This is a genomic window from Ancylobacter novellus DSM 506 (assembly GCF_000092925.1).
Classification (GTDB): domain Bacteria; phylum Pseudomonadota; class Alphaproteobacteria; order Rhizobiales; family Xanthobacteraceae; genus Ancylobacter; species Ancylobacter novellus.
This window is the reverse complement of the sequence record NC_014217.1, coordinates 1,231,615-1,251,153: the sequence shown is the minus strand read 5'-3', so window position 1 is coordinate 1,251,153 and position 19,539 is coordinate 1,231,615. Positions and strand designations below refer to the sequence as shown.

General features: G+C 65.8%; 18 protein-coding genes and 1 other annotated feature. Of the genes, 10 read left to right on the top strand and 8 right to left on the bottom strand.

Features of this window, described 5'->3' with window-relative positions:
• Positions 1-181: 181 nt before the first annotated feature.
• Both SNOV_RS06035 and SNOV_RS06030 read right to left on the bottom strand, forming a co-directional pair.
• Entirely contained in the window at positions 182-991 is an 810-nt protein-coding gene (locus tag SNOV_RS06035) for an autotransporter outer membrane beta-barrel domain-containing protein (RefSeq protein WP_049785703.1), read from the bottom strand.
• Positions 915-3,959, bottom strand: coding sequence for a beta strand repeat-containing protein (locus tag SNOV_RS06030; protein ID WP_144295952.1), 3,045 nt, complete (start codon positions 3,957-3,959; stop codon positions 915-917). The genes SNOV_RS06035 and SNOV_RS06030 overlap by 77 nt, the downstream gene beginning before the upstream one ends.
• 283 nt (positions 3,960-4,242) lie before the next feature.
• On the opposite strand from SNOV_RS06030, the gene SNOV_RS06025 reads away from it, so the two are divergent.
• Complete coding sequence (locus SNOV_RS06025; RefSeq protein WP_013166027.1) at positions 4,243-5,376, top strand: TIGR03032 family protein; 1,134 nt, start codon at positions 4,243-4,245, stop codon at positions 5,374-5,376.
• 142 nt (positions 5,377-5,518) lie between these two features.
• On the opposite strand, the gene SNOV_RS06020 is transcribed toward SNOV_RS06025, so the two are convergent.
• Positions 5,519-6,157, bottom strand: coding sequence for an HD domain-containing protein (locus SNOV_RS06020; RefSeq protein ID WP_013166026.1), 639 nt, complete (start codon positions 6,155-6,157; stop codon positions 5,519-5,521).
• Between the two features lie 92 nt (positions 6,158-6,249).
• On the opposite strand from SNOV_RS06020, the gene SNOV_RS06015 reads away from it, so the two are divergent.
• Positions 6,250-7,260, top strand: coding sequence for a GlxA family transcriptional regulator (locus SNOV_RS06015; RefSeq protein ID WP_013166025.1), 1,011 nt, complete (start codon positions 6,250-6,252; stop codon positions 7,258-7,260).
• A 44-nt stretch (positions 7,261-7,304) separates the two neighbouring features.
• Here the strand turns inward: SNOV_RS06015 and SNOV_RS06010 are convergent, their stop codons facing one another.
• The 4 genes from SNOV_RS06010 to SNOV_RS05995 form a co-directional block, all read right to left on the bottom strand.
• On the bottom strand, positions 7,305-8,786 hold the full coding sequence (locus SNOV_RS06010) for a SulP family inorganic anion transporter (RefSeq protein WP_013166024.1): 1,482 nt from the start codon (positions 8,784-8,786) through the stop codon (positions 7,305-7,307).
• Positions 8,787-8,848: 62 nt separating this feature from the next.
• Positions 8,849-8,904, bottom strand: a sequence feature (sul1 is cis-regulatory element that is thought to sense ions involved in sulfur or methionine metabolism; They are found in Alphaproteobacteria).
• Between the two features lie 464 nt (positions 8,905-9,368).
• Positions 9,369-10,091, bottom strand: a complete 723-nt coding sequence (locus SNOV_RS06005; RefSeq protein WP_013166023.1) for an ABC transporter ATP-binding protein — start codon at positions 10,089-10,091, stop codon at positions 9,369-9,371.
• Positions 10,084-11,310, bottom strand: a complete 1,227-nt coding sequence (locus SNOV_RS06000; protein ID WP_013166022.1) for an ABC transporter permease — start codon at positions 11,308-11,310, stop codon at positions 10,084-10,086. Before SNOV_RS06000 ends, SNOV_RS06005 begins: the two co-directional genes overlap by 8 nt.
• Positions 11,307-12,662 carry an efflux RND transporter periplasmic adaptor subunit gene (locus SNOV_RS05995; protein WP_013166021.1) on the bottom strand — a complete coding sequence of 452 codons (1,356 nt, stop codon included), beginning with the start codon at positions 12,660-12,662 and terminating at the stop codon, positions 11,307-11,309. The genes SNOV_RS06000 and SNOV_RS05995 overlap by 4 nt, the downstream gene beginning before the upstream one ends.
• Before the next feature lie 432 nt (positions 12,663-13,094).
• On the opposite strand from SNOV_RS05995, the gene SNOV_RS05990 reads away from it, so the two are divergent.
• The 6 genes from SNOV_RS05990 to SNOV_RS05965 all read left to right on the top strand — a co-directional run bounded on the left by SNOV_RS05990 (position 13,095) and on the right by SNOV_RS05965 (position 17,015).
• Positions 13,095-13,613, top strand: coding sequence for an Hsp20/alpha crystallin family protein (locus SNOV_RS05990; RefSeq protein ID WP_013166020.1), 519 nt, complete (start codon positions 13,095-13,097; stop codon positions 13,611-13,613).
• 65 nt (positions 13,614-13,678) lie between these two features.
• On the top strand, positions 13,679-13,912 hold the full coding sequence (locus tag SNOV_RS05985; protein WP_013166019.1) for a transporter: 234 nt from the start codon (positions 13,679-13,681) through the stop codon (positions 13,910-13,912).
• Between the two features lie 201 nt (positions 13,913-14,113).
• Positions 14,114-14,800: a CBS domain-containing protein gene (locus tag SNOV_RS05980; protein ID WP_013166018.1), complete on the top strand. Its 687-nt coding sequence runs from the start codon at positions 14,114-14,116 to the stop codon at positions 14,798-14,800.
• Positions 14,801-14,837: 37 nt separating this feature from the next.
• On the top strand, positions 14,838-15,278 hold the full coding sequence (locus tag SNOV_RS05975; protein ID WP_013166017.1) for a DUF2267 domain-containing protein: 441 nt from the start codon (positions 14,838-14,840) through the stop codon (positions 15,276-15,278).
• Between the two features lie 39 nt (positions 15,279-15,317).
• Positions 15,318-15,755 (top strand): universal stress protein, encoded by a 438-nt coding sequence (locus SNOV_RS05970; protein ID WP_013166016.1) that lies wholly within the window; start codon positions 15,318-15,320, stop codon positions 15,753-15,755.
• Positions 15,756-15,992: 237 nt separating this feature from the next.
• Positions 15,993-17,015 (top strand): ribose-phosphate diphosphokinase, encoded by a 1,023-nt coding sequence (locus SNOV_RS05965; protein ID WP_013166015.1) that lies wholly within the window; start codon positions 15,993-15,995, stop codon positions 17,013-17,015.
• Here the strand turns inward: SNOV_RS05965 and SNOV_RS05960 are convergent.
• Positions 17,002-18,057 carry a hypothetical protein gene (locus tag SNOV_RS05960; protein ID WP_013166014.1) on the bottom strand — a complete coding sequence of 352 codons (1,056 nt, stop codon included), beginning with the start codon at positions 18,055-18,057 and terminating at the stop codon, positions 17,002-17,004. The genes SNOV_RS05965 and SNOV_RS05960 overlap by 14 nt on opposite strands.
• A gap of 100 nt (positions 18,058-18,157) precedes the next feature.
• Between SNOV_RS05960 and SNOV_RS05955 the strand changes: the two genes are divergently transcribed.
• A complete protein-coding gene (locus SNOV_RS05955) occupies positions 18,158-18,880 on the top strand; it encodes a dienelactone hydrolase family protein (protein WP_144295951.1) in 723 nt (240 codons plus the stop codon).
• The gene (locus SNOV_RS05950) at positions 18,877-19,539 is read left to right on the top strand and encodes a phosphoribosyltransferase (RefSeq protein WP_013166012.1); all 663 of its coding nucleotides are present in this window, start codon (positions 18,877-18,879) and stop codon (positions 19,537-19,539) included. The genes SNOV_RS05955 and SNOV_RS05950 overlap by 4 nt, the downstream gene beginning before the upstream one ends.

Sequence of the window (19,539 nt, the reverse complement as noted above, 5' to 3'; positions counted from 1 at the left end):
GTCCATTGATCAAAGGATCAAGCTCGCCGCCTGGCTTCGGGAGTTCGCAGCCGCGGCGGCTCCTCACACCGAAAAACTACCTCTGTTGCGGCGACGGCTGCGACGGGCAGTTGTCAGGAGACGGCGCACGGCCGTCCTGATAGTCGGCAGCATTTGAATCAAGATGCGTTCGACGGTCCGCTTAGAAGCGCCAGATCAGATTTCCCCTGATCGCGTGATCAGTCTCCCGATCCGAGAGCTGGCCGATGTAAGAGAGGTCGATGGTCGCAGTCGGGCTGAGGCGCACGTTCATACCCGCTTCGACGAGTGCCGCGTTCCGTGCGAGCGGGTTGCCGCCAATGTTAAATCCAGAACCGCCGGAGGCAAAGGCCATGGTCATGGCCGGCGTAATGTCGCCGAAGGCGTGTTGCCAGCCGAACATGCCATAAGTGCTGATCGTCGCACTATCGGCGAGCACATGAGTGATTGTGACCCGTGTACCCAAGGTCGTGAAGACCGCATCGCTCGAATGTCCGTTCACAGCGAGCGCCGCCGCGCCGCCGCTCTCCGTAAAGCCATCGGTGTGGACGTTTACATAGGCCGCGTTCGCAAACGGCTCGATAATGGTGCGGCCCGCAGAATAGCCAACGCCGACCTCGCCGAACGCCTGCATCGTCCGTCCGCGATAATCGGCTTTCACGGAATCGCCGAAGGTGGAGGCGCAGCACAATTCCCCAGACGAGAACGCGATCGCGCGATCCATCGCGACATCGTGCCATGTCTGGGCGATGCCGGACCGCAAACCGATCATGCCGAGTTGGCCGCCGCCATAGAGACCTAAGTGATAATTGTCGACGGCACCCGTCGATGTCCGGTCGTCGACGTGCAGCGATGAGCGCGTGTAGCCGCCGGCAAATCCAAGCCGCCATCGTTCGTCAAAGGTGACGTCGAAGCCGCTGAAGACGCCGCCGAGGGAGCGCCTTAAGGCGGCGGCATTTCCGTCGCCCTCCATGTCCCCAGGTGCCGACCGCCTGGGCCCACGTCGTATTGACAGAATCCTTTTGGACGGGGGGCATGGTGGACGTTAAGCCTGTTGACGACGCATTGTCCGCAGCTCCATTCACCACCGCCGCGCTGCCCGTGAGGGCGGTCGGCGGTGAACCGGCGCCGCTGCCATAGGTCTGCCGCAGGCGGCCGAACACGGCGTCGCGGACGTAGCGCGAGTCGTCGAGCATCATGCCGAAGCCGCTGGCGTAGATTTCTCCCGATAGCAGGTCGAATGCGGCGCGAGCCTGTTCTGCGCTGCCGAGAACGATCACGTCATAGATGGGATTGCCCGTATCGAGCAATTCGACGGCGGCCCCCGTCGCGACCTGATTGGCAGTTCGGCCGACGTCCGCGAATGTCAGCCCGGTGCTGGTGATATTCAGGTACACATTGTTCGCATCGTAGCTGAGACACGCACAGAGGAAGTCGGATGCCCAGCTCAAGTCCGAAAATGTTCCGTTCACCCCCCCGGCAGCGGTGAGGATGGTATAGGTCGAGTTTTTCGGATAACTGCCGGGGTAGGCAATAACGAGCGCGGTGCCGCTGAGCGCGGCGGTACCGGTAACGTCGGTACGGCCGCTGGCACTGGGCGAAATGCTCACCTGGTACGTGGAGGTGGGCGTGAAACTGAGTATGCCCTGAACGTTAAGTACCCCGATTGGAGTGCCGGGAGAGAGCACGCCACCATTGATCGCCGTACTTGGCAACGTCCCGGTGCCGCCCACCGTGCCGCCGCTGTTGACCGTAACGCCGCTCGAGGATGCAATTGAACCATCCACGAGCAAAGTTCCGGCATTGATGTTGGTTGCGCCCGTGTAGGTGCTGGTCCCGGTCAGCGTTTCGGTACCGCCGTTGAGCGTCAGTCCGCCGCTGCCGGCGAGCACGCCGCCGAAGGTCCCGGCGGCACCCGACAGCGTCAGGGTCTGGCTGCCGAGCGTGACCGAACTGCCGGCCACGCCGGACAGCGACGTGATGCTTGCGCCGGCGGTAGTGCCGGAGATGTTGAAGACGCTGGCGGCGCCGTTCAGGTTGACGCCGCCGGAGTTCGCGATGCTGCCGGTGCTCGCCAGAGCGAGCGTGCCGCCATTGATGTTGGTTGCGCCCGTGTAGGTGCTGGTCCCGGTCAGCGTTTCGGTGCCGCCGTCGAGCGTCAGTCCGCCGCTGCCGGCGAGCACGCCGCCAAAGGTCCCGGCGGCACCCGACAGCGTCAGGGTCTGGCTGCCGAGCGTGACCGAACTGCCGGCCACGCCGGAAAGCGACGTGATGCTTGCGCCGGCGGTAGTGCCGGAGATGTCGAAGACGCTGGCGGCGCCGTTCAACTTGACGCCGCCGGAGTTCGCGATGCTGCCGGTGCTCGCCAGAGCGAGCGTGCCGCCATTGATGTTGGTTGCGCCCGTGTAGGTACTGGTCCCGGTCAGCGTTTCGGTGCCGCCGTCGAGCGTCAGTCCGCCGCTGCCGGCGAGCACGCCGCCGAAGGTCCCGGCGGCACCCGACAGCGTCAGGGTCTGGCTGCCGAGCGTGACCGAACTGCCGGCCACGCCGGACAGCGACGTGATGCTTGCGCCGGCGGTAGTGCCGGAGATGTCGAAGACGCTGGCGGCGCCGTTCAGGTTGACGCTCGAGATATCGCCGGTGGCGCCCAGCGCCAGCGTGCCGCCATCCACCGTGAAGGCAGTGTTCGGCATCATTCCCTGAACCGACAGCACGCCGGCGTTCACGGTCCAATCGGTGATGCTTGCGTTGGTGCCGATCAGGGTCCATGCGCTGGCGCCGACCTTCTCGAACACCTCGAAATCCTGATACTGCGCAGCCGGGCCGATCTGCGAGACATCGAAATTCCCGGCGCCGATCCCGCCCAGGGCCAACGTATCGCTGCCAGGTCCGGCGAACACGGTGCCGTTGATGACAGCGGTCGGATGCAATTCCAGCCGGTCGGCTAGCGCCGACGATCGATGGAAGCGAACCGCGCCGCCTGCACCACCGTTCAGCGTGCCGGCGACCGTCAGATTGGTAGCTCCGTTGACGATGCCAAGGGCCGACGTATCGATGGCAAAATCGTCGGCTCCGATTCCGGTGGATGTCACCTGACTCGTGGACGCCACCGTAACCGCGATTGAGCCGCCGGCACCGGTCCTGGCATATATGCCGTCATCGTTGGTACCAGTGACGTCGCCATTGACGGTGATGTTTAGACTGCCGTTGCCGCTGCTTTGTAAGAAGAGGCCGTTCTCTTGACCGCTGACGGTCGTACCCGTGGCCGTCGTCAGTGTGACGCCCGCATTGCCGCGCGCAACGATAGCTGTATCGATGCCGGTCGTGCCGCTGGCAGTGACATCCCCATTGACTGTCACAGTTGTTGATCCGGTCCCGTAGTTACGGCCCAATATGCCGTATCGCGCGCCGGTCACACTGACCCCCGCCCCCGTCACCACGCTGAGGTCCGTACCGAAATTGATAGCGGAGATCCCACGCGACAGCGTGGTCGTGCCGGCGCTGGTGATGTCGCCATCGGCCGTGATCGACAACGCTCCGGTACCGATGTTTCGGGCGCGAATGCCGTAGTTGCGGGTGTTGATGACGCCGTTGGTGTGGATTGTGATGCTGCCCGGGGCGACGACATTCGTCGACATGTTCAGCCCGTTTCCGGCAACCGCAGTAAGGGGAGAGAAATTCGTGTCGGTATAGAATAGGTCGCCGGACCCGGTTATTGACAGGGCATTCGATGAGGCGGTCGTGACGCTAAAGCCGGGCAGCGTGGAGACATCGGCGTTGGCGGCGGAGATCGACTGGCCCGTGCTAGCGCCGGAGCATATGAAGCTCGATCCGCCGGCAGGGACGCAGGCAGCATAAGCGCGCCGGCCATAGCCGATCACCGCGCTCGCGAGCATCGAGGACGAAAGGATCAGGCGACGGGACAATAACCGATGGGCCATAAGCCTCCAGCAATTGTCAGAATCTAACCTACGCGAATCGCAAGCTGCTAGAATATACTATCAAAGTTTGCTCGGCAGCCAATCCCCGCGACGGTACGACGTCGCCGTCAACATGGATAAGCTCAGTCTCAAAACGCGGCGAGCGCGCGCAGGACGGGACACCAAATACCCAAGCCTTATCAACTACCGGCTTGGTGGCCTGACAAAAGTCAGCTAGCGTGGCCGTTATGCAAGAAAGATGCATGGCCCGAAGCAACGAAGACGCGGCTTCATAGGCAAAAACGTGATCGACCTGCCCGCCGATCAACCAGGCACAGACTCTACGGTGCAGAGGGGGAACCGCGGCGCCGACGCCGTCAAGTATTCGATGTCGCCTGGTCTACCGGCCTTTCTTGGATCGGAGCGCATCGCGATCGCGGTTTCGTCCTATCAATCAGGAAAACTCTATTTGATTGGGCAGAACGTCAATGGCGGCCTTCTTGTGCATGAGCGTTTTTTTGACAAGGCGATGGGAATCTGTGTAGCGGACCGAGACACCATCCTGCTCGCCACGCTATTCCAGATCGTCCGGTTCCAGAACGTGCTCGAGCGCGATCAATCAATCAACGATCTGCATGATGCCTGCTATGTGCCGCGTGAACTGTTCACCGTCGGCGAACTTGACATCCACGACATCGGCCAAGCGCGGGATGGTAGCATCGTCTTCGTCAATACGCTCTATAACTGTCTCGCAACAACATCCCGGCGGCACAGCTTCACGCCTCTGTGGAAGCCTCCATTCATTTCTAGGATCGTTAAAGAGGACCGGTGCCATCTCAACGGGCTGGCCATGGAAGCGGGCGTGCCGCGCTATGTGACGGCGGTGAGCCAATCCGACACCGTCGACGCTTGGCGCGATCGCCGCGCCACTGGCGGCATTGTCATCGATGTACAGTCCGGTGCCGTCATTGCCGGCGGGCTCTCCATGCCCCACTCTCCGCGTATGTATCGCGGTCGATTGTGGTTGCTCAATTCTGGAACCGGCGAACTTGGTTGGATCGAAAATCACCTCTCCGCGCATGATGCCCGATTTCGGGTGCTTGCATTCTGCCCGGGTTTCGTGCGCGGACTCGCATTTCACGGCCGATACGCATTCGTTGGTTTGTCAAAACCCCGCTACGAGCGTTTCGAAGGACTGGCCCTCGACCGCAGGCTCGCCGAAGCCGATTCAGAGCCATGGTGCGGGCTGCAGATCATCGATCTCGATACGGGTGCGTGCCTTCATTGGTTCCGTATCGATGGATCCGTGGTGGAACTCTACGATGTCGGCGTGGTTCCAGATTTGGTGCGGCCGATGGCGCTTGGATTCACCACAGACGAGATTCTGAACCTTATTACTCATGATCCGATCGAGACCGACGGTGACCTGAACCCCTAATCCTCGTCCAGATTTAGGGAGTCCGTCGATCACTGATCCGAGACTCGCCGGGGCAACGCGGCGGATCTCTCGTTTGCGGGCGATTGATCAGGCTGGCCACCGTTCCGGTTCGCCAAGCGCTCCGCCCGTGCCCTACACGGCTTCAGCCGTGCCAGTGCGAGGCGCGGATCACGCTGCAGAAATTGCCGCGGTGGAAATGCGGGTCCTTGTCGGCCAGAACATCCGCCTTCACGTTGCCGAAGGTGGTCTCCGACTTGTGCCGAATGCCGTCGTAGAAGGCCTGGATGATGTCTTCCTTGAACTGCGGCGTCCGCGGAAAGGCGTGCACGACCGCCTCGCGCTCCAGATCCGAATACTGATCATAAGTCAGGCCCAGCACGTCCATCTCGACGCCTGCCGTCACCAGCGCCACCACCGGATGCATATGCTTGGGAATGCCGGGTGTGGTGTGCAGCGCGATGGCGGTCCACACCGTCTCGACGTCGGCCGGGGCGATGCCGTGCTGCGTGAGGAAGTCGCGGGCGGCATTGGCACCGTCGACCTCGAAGCGCTCATGAGGAGAGCTGTAGGCCGTCGTCAGGCCGAGATCGTGGAACATGGCGCCGACATAGAGAAGCTCGCGGTCGAATGTCAGGTTGCGGTGGGTGCCCGCCAGCGCTCCGAACAGATAGACGCGGCTGGAATGGTTGAAGATGAGCTCGGACGCGGTGTCGCGTACGAGCTCCGTCGCCTGCCGGGCCAGTCGGCTGTCGGGGATCGCGGCCGATGCATGGATCGTCATGAGAGGGCTCCTGTCTGGGCTTTCGGCAGTGGTAGACCTTCGGGACTCTGTCCTCTATCGTCGTATTCAGGCGAATAAGGACATTTTGCTTCATGGCGAGACATCGATCGGGGACCCGGACCATCGGCATCGTGGCCTTGCCCGGCGTGCAGATGCTCGATGTCGCTGGTCCGCTCGATGTCTTTGCCGAAGCGAACGTGCAGGCGCGTGTGGCGGCCTATATGACGCGAGTCGTCGCCCTGCAGGCCGGTCCGCTGGCGAGCTCCTCCGGACTGCGTGTGCTTCCGGACCTGACCATCGCCGATGTCCGCCCGGGCACGTTCGACACGCTTCTCGTCGCGGGGGCGCCGCATCTGGCCGAAGTCGCCGTAAATCCCGTGCTGTCGGCCTGGCTGGGCGAGCAGGCGCCGACGGCGCGTCGCTTCGGCTCGGTATGCAGCGGCGCCCTGCCCCTGGCCGAGAGCGGCCTGCTAGAGGGACGCCGGGTCACCACCCACTGGGCGGTGGCCGACACTCTGGCGAAGCTCTTCCCCGGGATACGCGTCGAGGTCGACGCGCTGCATGTGCGCGACGGGCCGGTGCGGACGGCGGCCGGCGTCACCGCCGGGCTCGATCTGGCGCTAGCCCTCGTGGAGGAGGATCTCGGGCGGGACATCGCCAAGAGGGTCGCCTCCCAGCTCGTCATGTTCTTCAAGCGGCCGGGCGGACAGCTGCAATTCAGCCGGCGCGGCGAAGCCAACCCTGCCGGACGCTCCGCGCTGCAGGAGATCCAGCGCTGGGTCTCCGCCAATCCCGGCGAGGAACACGGCCTGGCCGCGCTCGCTGCGCGGGCGGGCCTCAGTCCGCGCCATTTCGCGCGGCTGTTCCGCGCGGAGATCGGGGTGACCCCGGCGATCTGGGTCGAGACGGTCCGTGTCGAAGCGGCACGGCGCCTGCTGGAGGCGGGCGAACGTCCCAAGCAGGTCGCGGCCGCCAGCGGCTTCGCCGACGTCGATACGTTCCGGCGCGCCTTCCAGCGCCAGCTGGGCATGACACCTGCCGAGTACCGGCGCCTTCATGCAGGCCGGGCCTCGCCTCCGGGCAGGATGGCAGGAGTGGCCTGAGCGTCTGGGAGGCAATCACGCCAATCATCTCGCGACGGCGTCGTTCAATGCAGGGCCGCGGAGGCAGAAACATCCTTGTCGTGCCTGGCGAAGCGGTCGACCATGGTGGCGCTCGCCTCGTTGAGGCCGATCACCTCGACCCGCGCTCCCGCCTTGCGGAACTTCAGCACCGCCTTGTCGAGCGCGCCGACGGCGGTGATGTCCCAGAAATGCGCGTGGGTGACGTCGATCACCACCTCCCGCGCAGGGTTGTCGAGGTCGAAGCCGGCGAGGAACACCTCGGAAGAGGCGAAGAATATCTGGCCCTCGACGACGAAGGTGATCCGGTCGGCCGGCTCGTCGATGATCTCGCCCACACTGACTAGCTGCGAGACCTTGCCGGCGAAGAACACCCCCGACAGCAGCACGCCGACCAGCACGCCGATGGCGAGGTCGTGCGTCGTCACCACCGTGACCACCGTCGCCAGCATGACCAGCGAGGAGGAGCGCGGGTTGGTGCGCAGATCGAGGATCGAGCGCCAGGAGAAGGTGCCGATCGACACCATGATCATCACCGCGACCAGCGCGGCCATGGGGATGATGCGCACGAGGTCGTCCAGCACCAGGATCAGGAACAGCAGGAAGGCGCCGGCGACGAAGGTGGAAAGCCGCCCGCGCCCGCCGGACGTCACGTTGATCACCGACTGGCCGATCATGGCGCAGCCGCCCATGCCGCCGATCAGCGCCGAGACGATGTTGCCGGCGCCCTGGCCGACGCATTCCTGGCTCTTGTTGCTCATCGTGTCGGTCATGTCGTCGACGATCTGCGCCGTGAGCAGCGATTCCAGCAGGCCGACGGCGGCAAGCGTCAGCGAATAGGGCAGGATGATCTGCAGCGTCTCCAGCGTGAGCGGCACCTGCGGCAGCGCGAGGACCGGGAGGCTGGAGGGCAACTCGCCGAGGTCGCCGACCGTGCGCAGATCCATCCCGCTCCACCAGGCGAAGGCGGTGAGCACGGCGATGGCGACCAGCGGCGAAGGGAGCGCCCGGATCAGCCGCGGGAACAGGTAGATGATGGCGAGGCCCGCAGCGATCATCGGATAGGTCTCGACCGGCACGCCGACCAGCTCCGGTAGCTGCGCCATGAAGATGAGGATGGCGAGCGCGTTGACGAAGCCGGTGATGACCGAGCGCGAGACGAAGCGCATCACCCGGCCGAGCTTCAGAAGGCCGGCGACGATCTGGATGACGCCCATCAGGATGGTGGCGGCGAAGAGATATTGCAGGCCGTGGTCGCGCACGAGGCTGACCATCACCACGGCGGTGGCCGCCGTCGCCGCCGAGATCATGCCCGGCCGCCCGCCGACGAAGGCGGAGACGCAGGCGATGGCGAAGGAGGCGAAGAGCCCCACCTTGGGGTCGACGCCGGCAATGACCGAGAAGCCGATGGCTTCGGGGATCAGGGCGAGGGCGACGACGATGCCGGCGAGCACGTCGGCGCGGATATTGGAGAACCACTCACGGAAATAGGTCTTGGGAAAGCTCATCGGGATTCTTCGCAAAGAGCGGGCGCCCGCCCGAGGGGGCGGTGGGGACTGCGCTGCATCTGCGTTGTCCGGCGGGTCGGCGGCCGGAAGAGCCACCCGGGTTTGCACCGGGTCCTGACGAATGATCCGGACCTAGATGATTTTCTGCTGCGGCGCAACAAGGATCCTGGGGTTGGCTGTCGCTCCCCATGATGGCGAAAGAGCAGCGCGGGGGCCCATGACGTCCAGCCGGAAACCATCCTTCCGCGTCTGGCGCACGCATATCGAAAGTGACCGATAGGCGATATTGAGGAGTAATCAGCAAGGCGACCGATAATCGATACTCGAAGATGGATAGTATTATGAAGCCGGGCTAGAACCCGATCAGGCGACCACAGTCGCGGATCTACGCCTAGTCGGCAGCGCCAAGGTCACCACCCAGCAGACGAACAGCATAAGCGCCGGTGCCCGGCGCAACACATCTGTTCTCTGAGCCCGGCGTGGTGACCGGGGAGGCCGGAGCCTGATTCGAGCGGCACCTGATCTATCAGTACGGCGGCAGCTGGCGAATTCCGGAACCCATACCTCCCGCCGGGTCGCCCCTCAGTGGGCTGGCTTCCCGGGCCGATCGAGCGCGTCCAGGCGTCCAGCGCCGATGCGGCCATCGACGACCTCGATAATGCGGTCGCATCGGCGTGCCAGCGAGAGGTTGTGCGTGACGATGAGGAAGGTCGTGCCGCGTTCGGCATTGATGCGGCGCATCAGCTCGAACACACCCTCGGCGGAGGCGCTGTCGAGATTTCCCGTGGGTTCGTCGGCCAGCACCAGCGTGGGATCCATGACGAGTGCACGCGCCACGGCAACGCGCTGCTGCTGGCCTCCGGACATGTTGGTGGCGCGGTTGTTTCGCCATCTGCCGAGGCCTACCCATTCGAGAAGCTCGTCGGCCCGGCCTTCCATCTGCCCATCGACGCGCCCCCGGTCGACCAGCATCGGCATCATCACGTTCTCGAGCGCCGTGAAGGCGGAGATCAGATAATGGTGCTGAAACACGAAGCCGATGGCATGACCGCGCAGCCTCGTGCGCTCGGCATCGCCGAGTTCGGTCGTATCGCCACCGTTGATGAGCAGTCGACCGGAGGTTGGCCTGTCGAGGAGGCCGATGATGTTGAGAAGCGTACTCTTTCCGGACCCGGATGGCCCGATCAACGCCACGAACTCGCCGGCCCGCACGGAAAGGTCGATGCCGTGCAGCACCTCGGTTTCGACCGGCGTGCCGATGGCATAGGATTTCCTGATCGCCTCCAGAACCAGCACGTCAGCCACGGATCGCCTCCACCGGATCGAGCCGCGCCGCCCGGAGCGCAGGGGCGAGCGCCGCGAGCACGCCGGTCAGCGTGGCGAGCGCCGCCGAGGCGGCGAACAGGCTAGGTTCCAGGAGCAGCGGGAACAGTTCCGAGCCATCGACCTGTCGCAACAGGCGGTGCCAGATGATGAGCGCTCCGGCCCCGAACGCCGACCCCAGGACCGAACCCACGAAGCCGAGCACGCCGCCCTGGATCAGGAAGACCCTCAGCACCCGGCCCCGTGACGTCCCCATGGCGCGCAGTATGCCGATGTCCTTCGAACGCTGGATTACCGACACCACCAGTACGGCCGCGATTCCGAAGGCGACGGAGAGGCCCACGAAGAGGCGGATGATGGTGTTGGAAGTCCGCTGAGCGCCGACCGCGGTGAAGAATTGCGCGTTGGTGGTTATCCAGCTGTCCGCCTTGACCGGGACGATAGCCTCGATGTCGCTTGCGATGTCCTCGGCGGCGTAGATGTCGCTGACGGTGAGGTCGATGCTTGTGGCGCCGCCGATGAGTTTGAGGAGGCTCTGCGCCGTACGCAGGGCCACATAGGCGAAGCGCTCGTTCACCCCCTTGCTGCCGAAATCGAAAATGCCGGTGATGGTGAGCACCCGTCTCCCGCCGTTCGCGGTGGTGACGATGATCTTGTCGCCCACGCTGGCGCCGAGGTTCTTGGCCAGCTCGGTTCCGACGAGGATATCATCCGTTCCGAGCCGTACCTCGCCCGCCACGACGTAGTCAGGCACCCGCACGATCTGGAAATATTGCGCCGGTTCCATGCCGATGATGGAGATGCTGCGACCGGCATCGCCCCTGACGGCGAGGGCCGCGCCCGAGACGGTTGGAGCGACCACCAACACGTCCGGTCGCGCGCGCATGGCGGCGGCGATGGCTTGCCATTGATCGATTGAAAGGACGCGCTGGGTCGGCTTCTGCACGATCGCGCCTTCGATCACGCCGGGCCGATCGCGGAGCGGCCGTGCCACCTCGTCGGGCGGCAGGAGCTGGATCTGCGATTGGGAGGTAATCACCCGCTTGATGAAGTTGGCCTGAAGCCCCGCCAGCATGGCCGACATGAACACGATCACGCCCACGCCGATGGTCACCCCGCCGAGGATGAAGGCGGTCTGCATCCGGCCCTCTCCGAGAAAGCGCAGGGCGGCGATCCATTCGAAGGGCAACCAGCGGCTCATGGCTGCACCGGACGGACGCGCTGGCCCGCGCGCACGCCGGCCGCTACGGGCACGAGGCTCTCGCCGGGTGCGACCCCCTCCAGAATCTGAACCTTGTCGGCCGCCCTGAGGCCGAGGCGCACCGGCTGATTGCGGGCGCGTCCCTCGCGCACCACGAGCACCCAGGGCGCGGCGGAGGTGGGCTCGTGAACTGTCCGCGTGGGAACGATGACCGCATCCTGCCGGCGATCGACGGCTATATCGACGGACACGGTCATGTCCTGCCGCAGATAATCCGGCGGATCGGGCACGGTGAGCTTCACCTCGACCGAGGCCCGGGCGATATCCACCGATGGGTTGATGTAGGTGAGGGTCGCGGCAAATCGCTCCTCGGGATAGGCGTCGGCGGAGGCGAGCGCATCCTCCCCTACCTTGAGCAGGCTCAGATTCTTCTCGTCGATCTGCACCACCAACTGGATATCCCCGGCCGGGGCGAGCACCAGGAGCGACGTCCCCGGTTGCACCACGGCACCACGCTCGACGTTGCGGGTGATGAGCACCCCGTCGCGCGGGGCCGTGATGGTGGCGTAGCCGAGGCGCGCGCGGGCGGTGGCCAGGTTCGCCCGTGCCTGGTCGAGCTGGGTCTGCGCCATGACATAATCGCTGCCACCCGGGCTCGACGTGTAGACCTGCAGTTCGGCGGTGCGCGTCAGGGCCTGGGCGACATTGACGGCTCGCATCGCCTCGTCCAGCGTCGCCTGGGTCCCCGCTCCGGATTTGGCGAGCCGGTCGGCGCGCTCGAAGGCGGACTTGGCATTGTCGAGATTGGCGCGGGCTTGCTTGAGCGCCTCGTCGGCGGCGGGTCTGGTCAATTCCTGCATCTGCCGCATTTGAGCCTCGGCCTGCGCCACGGCCCCAACCGCCTGCACCACCGCCGCATCGAGCTCGGTGGTGTCGAGGACGACCAGGGCTTCGCCCTGCCGGACCGTCTGCCCTTCCTCCACCAGCACATCCTTCACCGTGCCGGTGATCTGGCTGCCAATCTCAACGCGATATGGAGTCTCGACATGGCCGGTGGCGACCACCGTCCGGACCAGTTCGCCCTTCAGCACCGGGTAAACCACGACTTCGGGTCCGACCAGCCAGCGCGGCAGCAACCATGCGGCGGCGGCCAGCAAGAGAGCCGCGGCGCCGAACCACGATTTACGGCGCCACAGGGATTGCAGGAACGCGCCTACGGGTCCTCGCCGCTCCCGCCCACGATAGAACGGTTCGCCGACGCCCCTCGCGATCGCCGGGTCAGAGCCGCCGGGTTGCTGACGGGACGAAGGACCCGGGTCCGATGATTTTCCTTCGTCCAACTCCGTCGTCATGAAGCGCATCCCGGACGACCCGTGGACAAGAACGACCGATGCAGGGCTATCCCGCGCGGAACCGTGTCGCGCCGATAATGAAATTGATCACAGGCGCCGGTTCCATGACATGTCTCAATTGGCCGTCGGCGAAGCGGAATGGCCGCCAAGGCAACAGAGATTCCTGAAATCGAACGTCCGAGGACTGAAACGTCGGCCGTATCGGCTGCTTGGTGGCCCCCGGGCCGCATCGGAAGGTAAGTAATCATTACTACCCTAATGTGTTGGCCCTTCCTGGGTCGATGTATTGCGCCATATCAAAGTCGTCCGAGACTGGAGTATGCTTACCTTCTCTCGCATCAACGTGAAGTCCGAGCGAGCAGACTGAAGCGCGATAACTTCTCGGGAACCGATCACCTCCGCTGCTTGCGCGGCATCGAAGAGGAGAGTGTCATGGCAGAACCGACCAAGCTTCCAGTCAAGAAGGAAACCCGCTCCACCGCTGCCGTCCCAGCGACATGGAGTCCGTTCGAAACGCTCCGCCGCGAGATCGACCAGCTGTTCGAGAATTTCGGTCTCGGCGCCTGGCCGCTGACGCGGTCGGCGCTCCCCTCCGATCCGTTCCGCGACAAGGGGTGGAGCCTGGCCCCGGCCGTCGACTTGGTCGAGAAGGACAAGGAATACGAGGTCACGGCCGAGCTGCCGGGTCTCGACGAGAAGGACGTCGAGGTGAAGGTCGCCAACGGCACACTCACCATCAAGGGCGAGAAGAGGGAAACCCGGGAGGAGCGCGAGAAGGACTATTTCCTCTCCGAGCGTCGCTACGGATCCTTCCTGCGCTCGTTTCGCGTGCCCGAAGGCGTGACCGCCGACAAGATCGAGGCGACCTTCGCCAAGGGCGTACTGACGGTCAAGCTGCCGAAGACCGCCGAGGCCCAGGCCGAGACGACCATCCCGGTGAAGGCAGCCTGAGTGACTCCTTGCGCGGGACCGGACCGTCGGTCCCGCGTTCCGATCGGCCAGAGGAGGAAACGGCCATGCTGGACCAGCAACTCTACGAACGCCTGACCAATGCGGTCGCCAGAAACGGCGACGTGGACATCGCTGTCTCGCCCGAGAAGCGGATCATTACCCTTACCGGCAAGGTCCCCACGCGCGGCGAGCAGATCGCGCTGGAGGACACTGTCGGCGGCCTCGCCGAGGGTTTCATCGTGGTGAACCTCGTCAAGGTTGACCCGCGGCTCGGCAACGTCGGCGCCAACATGCATTGAGCCGCTCAGCGGTCGATCGCGTCCGCTGACGCGGCGCGGCGCACCGACAATGCGAGAACGGATGCCTGTCCCCGCTGCGATCGATGCCGGACATGCAGCTCCGTCAAACTCGGGGGACGGCATTCGCATTCGTTCCGCGCCCATGCCGGAGCCGTTCCTCGTGACGCGCTCCCGAAGCCGGAACCTCGAAGGGAGGAAACCATGAAGGCACGTGACGTAATGACCTCGCCGGTGATCACGGCGAAGACGACCGATCTCGTGGTGCAGATCGCCAAAACCCTGCTCGAGCGGCGCATCAGCGGCATGCCGATCGTCGACGACAAGGGCAAGATGGTCGGCATCGTCAGCGAAGGCGACCTTATCCGCCGCGCGGAAGCCGGCACCGAGCGCCGCCGCTCCTGGTGGCTGCAGGCCTTCGTCGACGACGGCACGCTGGCGGCCGAATATGTGAAGGCGCACGGCCGCACGGCCGCCGACGTGATGCACCGGGATCCGGTGACCGCCGGGCCGGACACGCCCCTGCACGAGATCGCCGCGCTTATGGAATCTCACGGCGTCAAGCGCATCCCGATCGTCGAGAAGGGCCACCTGGTCGGCATCGTCAGCCGCTCCAACCTCATACAGGCGGTCGCCGGCACCAAAATGGGACTGGAGATCCCGCTGTCCGACAGCGCCATACGCGAGAAGGTGATGGAGCGCCTGAACCAGCAGCCCTGGGCGAATACGTGGCGGCTCAACGTCACCGTCGATGACGGCGTGGTGAATCTGTGGGGCATCGCCAACGCCGATACCGAGCGGCAGGCGCTGCGTGTCGTCGCCGAGACCACACCGGGCGTGCGGGCGGTCAATGACCACCTCATGAAGGAGCCGATGGGCCAATGGGCGTGAGCGCCCGCGCCGCTTCGATGTCCCGTGGAGACCTGCAATGAGCGATCCCCATCTCGCCGTACTCGACCATGCCGTCCAGCAGACCAATCTCTGGCTGAAGAATTTGGGCGGGCTGCTGCACGACGATGAACGCCACCATGCCTACAGCGCGCTACGCGCCGTGCTGCACGCCCTGCGCGACCGCCTGCCGCCGGAGAGCGTGGTCCAGCTCGGAGCGCAGTTTCCCCTCATCGTGCGCGGCATCTATTACGAGGGCTGGCATCTCGCAGGCAAGCCGCAGAGGGATCGGGATGTGCAGTCATTCCTCGACCATGTCGCACGGGAGCTGCCGCCGAACTTCCCACGCGATGCGCTCGGCACGACGAAGGCCGTGTTCGGCCTGCTCTGGCGGGAGCTCGACCCCGGCGAGACGACTAAGATCATCGATCTGCTGCCCGTTCCGCTCAAGGCTTGGTGGCCCTCGGCGGCGGCACGATGATCCAACGGCCAGCGAAGCTGTCGCGACAGGAGACGCATCATGTTCGGCCATGTCCTCGTTCCCACCGACGGCTCGCCTCTTTCGACCGTCGCGCTACAATCCGCCCTCGCCTTCGCCCGCGACGCGGGCGCCAAGGCCACGGTTCTGACGGTGGTGGAGCCTTTCCACGCGTTCACGCTCTCGCCGGATCAGATCGAGGCCACCCGTGCCGATTACGAGACGAGGGCGCGGATCAAGGCGGGAGAGTATCTCGCCGCCGCGGAGCACGAGGCCCGGCAACTGGGCGTTCCCTGTGACGTGATCCAGCTGCAGGGCGACGATCCCTATCTCGCCATCATCGAGACCGCCGCCGCCCGCGGCTGCGACCTCATCGCCATGGCCTCGCACGGCCGACGCGGCGTCGCCGCGCTGGTCCTCGGCAGCGTGACCCAGAAGGTACTGACCCACTCGAAGCTGCCGGTTCTCGTCTATCGGTGAGCGCTGCGCGGAAGGACAGGGCCATGTGGAAGCAGGGCGGGGAAACGGAACCCAGGCGACCGGCATCGCGCCGGAGAGGCCAGTACTCGTACACCGAGGACGCCGACGAGGCGCCGAAGGTGGTTGCCGAGGAACCCGTCGAAGTTGAACGAGAGGCGCCGGAGGTTCCGGATCCGCAAGCAATGGTCGATCGTCCGGCTCCTCCGGAACGGTCGCCCGGCTTCGAGGAATAGCGCGATGCAACACGCCTCGGATGCGCTCCACCGTCCCGCCGATCGGACGGCAAAGCTGCGGCTCTTCGCACTGGCCGGAAGCGACGCGTTGGGCCAGGCGGTGGCCGACCGGCTCGGCATCGGCCTCGCCGCGCATGAGGAGCGGGAGTTCGAGGACGGCGAGCACAAGGCGCGGCCGCTCGCCTGCGTTGCCGACGCCGACGTTTACGTCCTGCACGGCCTGCATGGCGGTCCCCTGGCCAGCGCCAACGATAAGCTGTGCCGTCTCCTGTTCTTCCTCGCCGCAGTCAGGGACGCCGGCGCCGCACGCGTCACCGCCGTGGTTCCATATCTGTGTTACGCGCGAAAGGATCGTCGCACCAAGCCCAACGACCCGGTGACGACGCGCTACGTTGCGGCGTTGTTCGAGGCGATGGGCACGGACGCGGTGGTCGCTCTCGAGGTGCACAACGAGAGCGCCTTCGAGAACGCCTTCCGCTGCCGCGCGGTGGCGCTGAGCGCGGCCCCCTTGCTGGTCGAGCGGCTCCGCCCGCTGATCGGCGACGAGCCGCTCTGCGTCGTCTCGCCCGATCTCGGCGGCGGGAAGCGCGCCGACCTCTTCCGCCAGGTGCTGGAAGCCGCCATCGGCCGACCGGTCGGCAAGGCTTTCGCCGAGAAGCACCGCAGCGCCGGGGTGGTCTCCGGCGACCTTTTCGTCGGCGAGGTACGCGATGCCACCTGCATCGTCGTCGACGATCTCATCAGCACCGGTGGCACGTTGGTGCGCGCGGCGCGGGCCGCATTGGATGGGGGCGGTCGGCGGGTGATCGCCTGCGTCGCCCATGGCCTGTTCATGGAAGGAGCGGCCGAAGCGCTGGCCGATCCGGCGATAGAGCGCATCATCGCCACCGACAGCGTGCCGCCCTTCCGCCTGCCGACCGGCACCGTGCGCGAGAAGCTCGATCTGGTCGGCGCTGCGCCGCTCCTGGCCGAGACGATCCGTCGCCTGCACGTCGGCGCCCCGCTGACCGACCTCATGGTGTTCTGAGCATGCGATCGAGCCGCGCCGCGTCCCGGGTCGCAAGCTTCAGATAGGCCCGCGCCTGACGCGGCCACTTATCCGGCGTGCGCGGCGCGGCGTCGTAAAGATGAGCGATGGAAAGCCGCGCCCGCAGCAGGGCGCGATGGCTGCGGTAGAAAAGGAACAGGCCGGAGGATGGGTCATCCCCCAGCCGCGCGGCAAGGCGTCGGCGAAGGCGTTCGCCCGCCCAGCGGGCGCCGAGCCGTTCGCATTCGAGATGCAGGAAGGCGACCTCGTCCAGCGGGTCGAGAGCCCGCAGGCGGGCGTCGAATTCGAGGCAGTCGATGATCGTGATCGGCCGGATCGGCCAGACATGCTCCGGCCGCAGATCGCCATGAGCGTCGACGATCCGTCCATCTCGAACCCTCGCGGCGAGGGCGTCGGCGCGAGCGTCGAGGAAGCGCCGCTGGGCGGCGAGAGTCCTGCCGATCGGACCGACCGGCAAGCGAAATCGTGAATCCAGCAGCACGCGACCGTTCGCCTCGATCGCGTGCCGCCAATCCCCCAGATGGCGCTCCACCGATATGGGGACATGGCGGGCATGACCATAGAACTGCCGCAGCGCGGAGGCGACCTGGTCGATCTGAGCGGGCCGCAGCCGCCGTTCCAGCAATAGCGTTTCCAGGCTCTCCGCCGCGTCGAGCCGCCGCATCACCACCAGCCAGTCGACCGTCTCTCCCCTTCCCCCGACCGTGAGCCCGGAGGCATTCGCCGTCAGCGGCACGACGCCGAGATAGACGTCGGGTGCGAGGCGTCGGTTCAGTCGGTCCTCGGCTTGGCAGATCGCTGCGCGGCGCTCCAGCGTCGAAAAGTCGAGATAGGGAAAGCGCACCGGCTTCTTCAGCTTGTAGACTCGATTCTGCGTGAGGAAGACCCACGACATGTGGGTCTCGCGCGCCTCGACGCTGCCGGGATGATCGGGAAGATTCCGCCCGTCGGACAGGAAGCCGACCTTTTCCGCGAGCCCGAAGCTCGCCTCGCACGGTCGGGGATGCAGCGTCTCGGCCATAAGGCCATCCTGGGAATATCGGCCGATCTCGCTTTTGACGCGGGTCAATGCCCCGATCCGCCATGCGACCACCATACCATGACGGGCAGCCGAGGAGGCCATGATGGAGAAGGTCAAGGGCACGACTGGCGCGGATGGCCCGATCGAGGCCCAGCGGCGCGAGGTACGCATCGGAGCGCTTGGGCTCGTGGGCACGCTCGGTCTTCCGCCCCTGCCGCGCGCGCTGGTCGTTTTCGCCCATGGCAGCGGATCGAGCCGGCTCAGCCCACGCAACCGACAGGTGGCCGAAGCCTTGACCCAGAGGCACATGGCGACGTTGCTGTTCGACCTTCTTCTGCCGGAGGAGAGCGAGGACCGCGCCAACGTATTCGATATCCCGCTGCTGGCGGATCGCCTCGCCGCCGCGCTCGAATGGGTCGACGACGTGGCCGAGTTGAGGGGTCTTCCGGTCGGCCTCTTCGGCGCCAGCACCGGCGCGGCGGCGGCCCTGGTCGCGGCGAGCCTGCTCGGCGCGCGCATTGGTGCCATCGTGTCGCGCGGCGGGCGGCCCGACCTCGCCGGTGAAGCGCTCGCTACCGTGACGGCCCCCACACTCCTGATCGTCGGCGGCGACGATACGCAGGTCATCGAACTGAACCGTGCGGCGCTCGCCCGGCTTGGCGGCGAGAAGGCGATGGTTCTGGTGCCCGGTGCCACGCATTTGTTTTCCGAGCCCGGCGCCCTCGCCGCCGTGACAGCGGCGGCCGGAGCCTGGTTCGAGCGGCACCTGATCCACGGCCATGGCGGGCAGCCCGCAGTTGAGCCAAGGAGGGCGGGCGGATGATGTTCGCGGACCGCGTCGACGCCGGGCGCCGATTGGCCGAGGCGCTCGCGATCTACCGCCAGCGCCATCCCGTCGTCCTGGCGCTGCCGCGCGGGGGCGTCCCGGTGGCCGCCGAGGTCGCGCAGGCGCTCGGCGCGCCGCTCGATCTCCTGCTGGTGCGCAAGATCGGCCTGCCGTGGCAGCGCGAGCTCGCCATCGGCGCGGTGGTCGACGGCGCCGATCCGCTCGTCGTGCGCAACGAGGCGATCATTGCCCATGCCCAGGTGAGCGAGGCCGCGTTCCAGCGGGCGTGCCGCGAGGAGATGGCGGAGATCGAGCGCCGCAAGACCCGCTATCTGGGCGGGCGCGCCCGCGCGCCGCTGGCCGGACGGGTTGTGATCGTCGTCGATGACGGCATCGCCACCGGCGCGACGATGAGGGCCGCCCTGCGGGCCATCCGGCAGCGTGGACCTTCCAGGCTGGTGCTCGCGGTTCCCGTGGCCGCTGCCGACTCGCTTTCGGAATTGAGGCCCGAGGTCGACGACATCGTCTGCCTGGACACGCCCGAGCCGTTCAGGGCGATCGGCTGCTTCTACCGAGACTTCAGTCAGGTGAGCGACGAGGAGGTGATCGCCGCGCTCGAGCGCTTCCCGACCGGCGTGCCGTCGGACGGCGGCTGA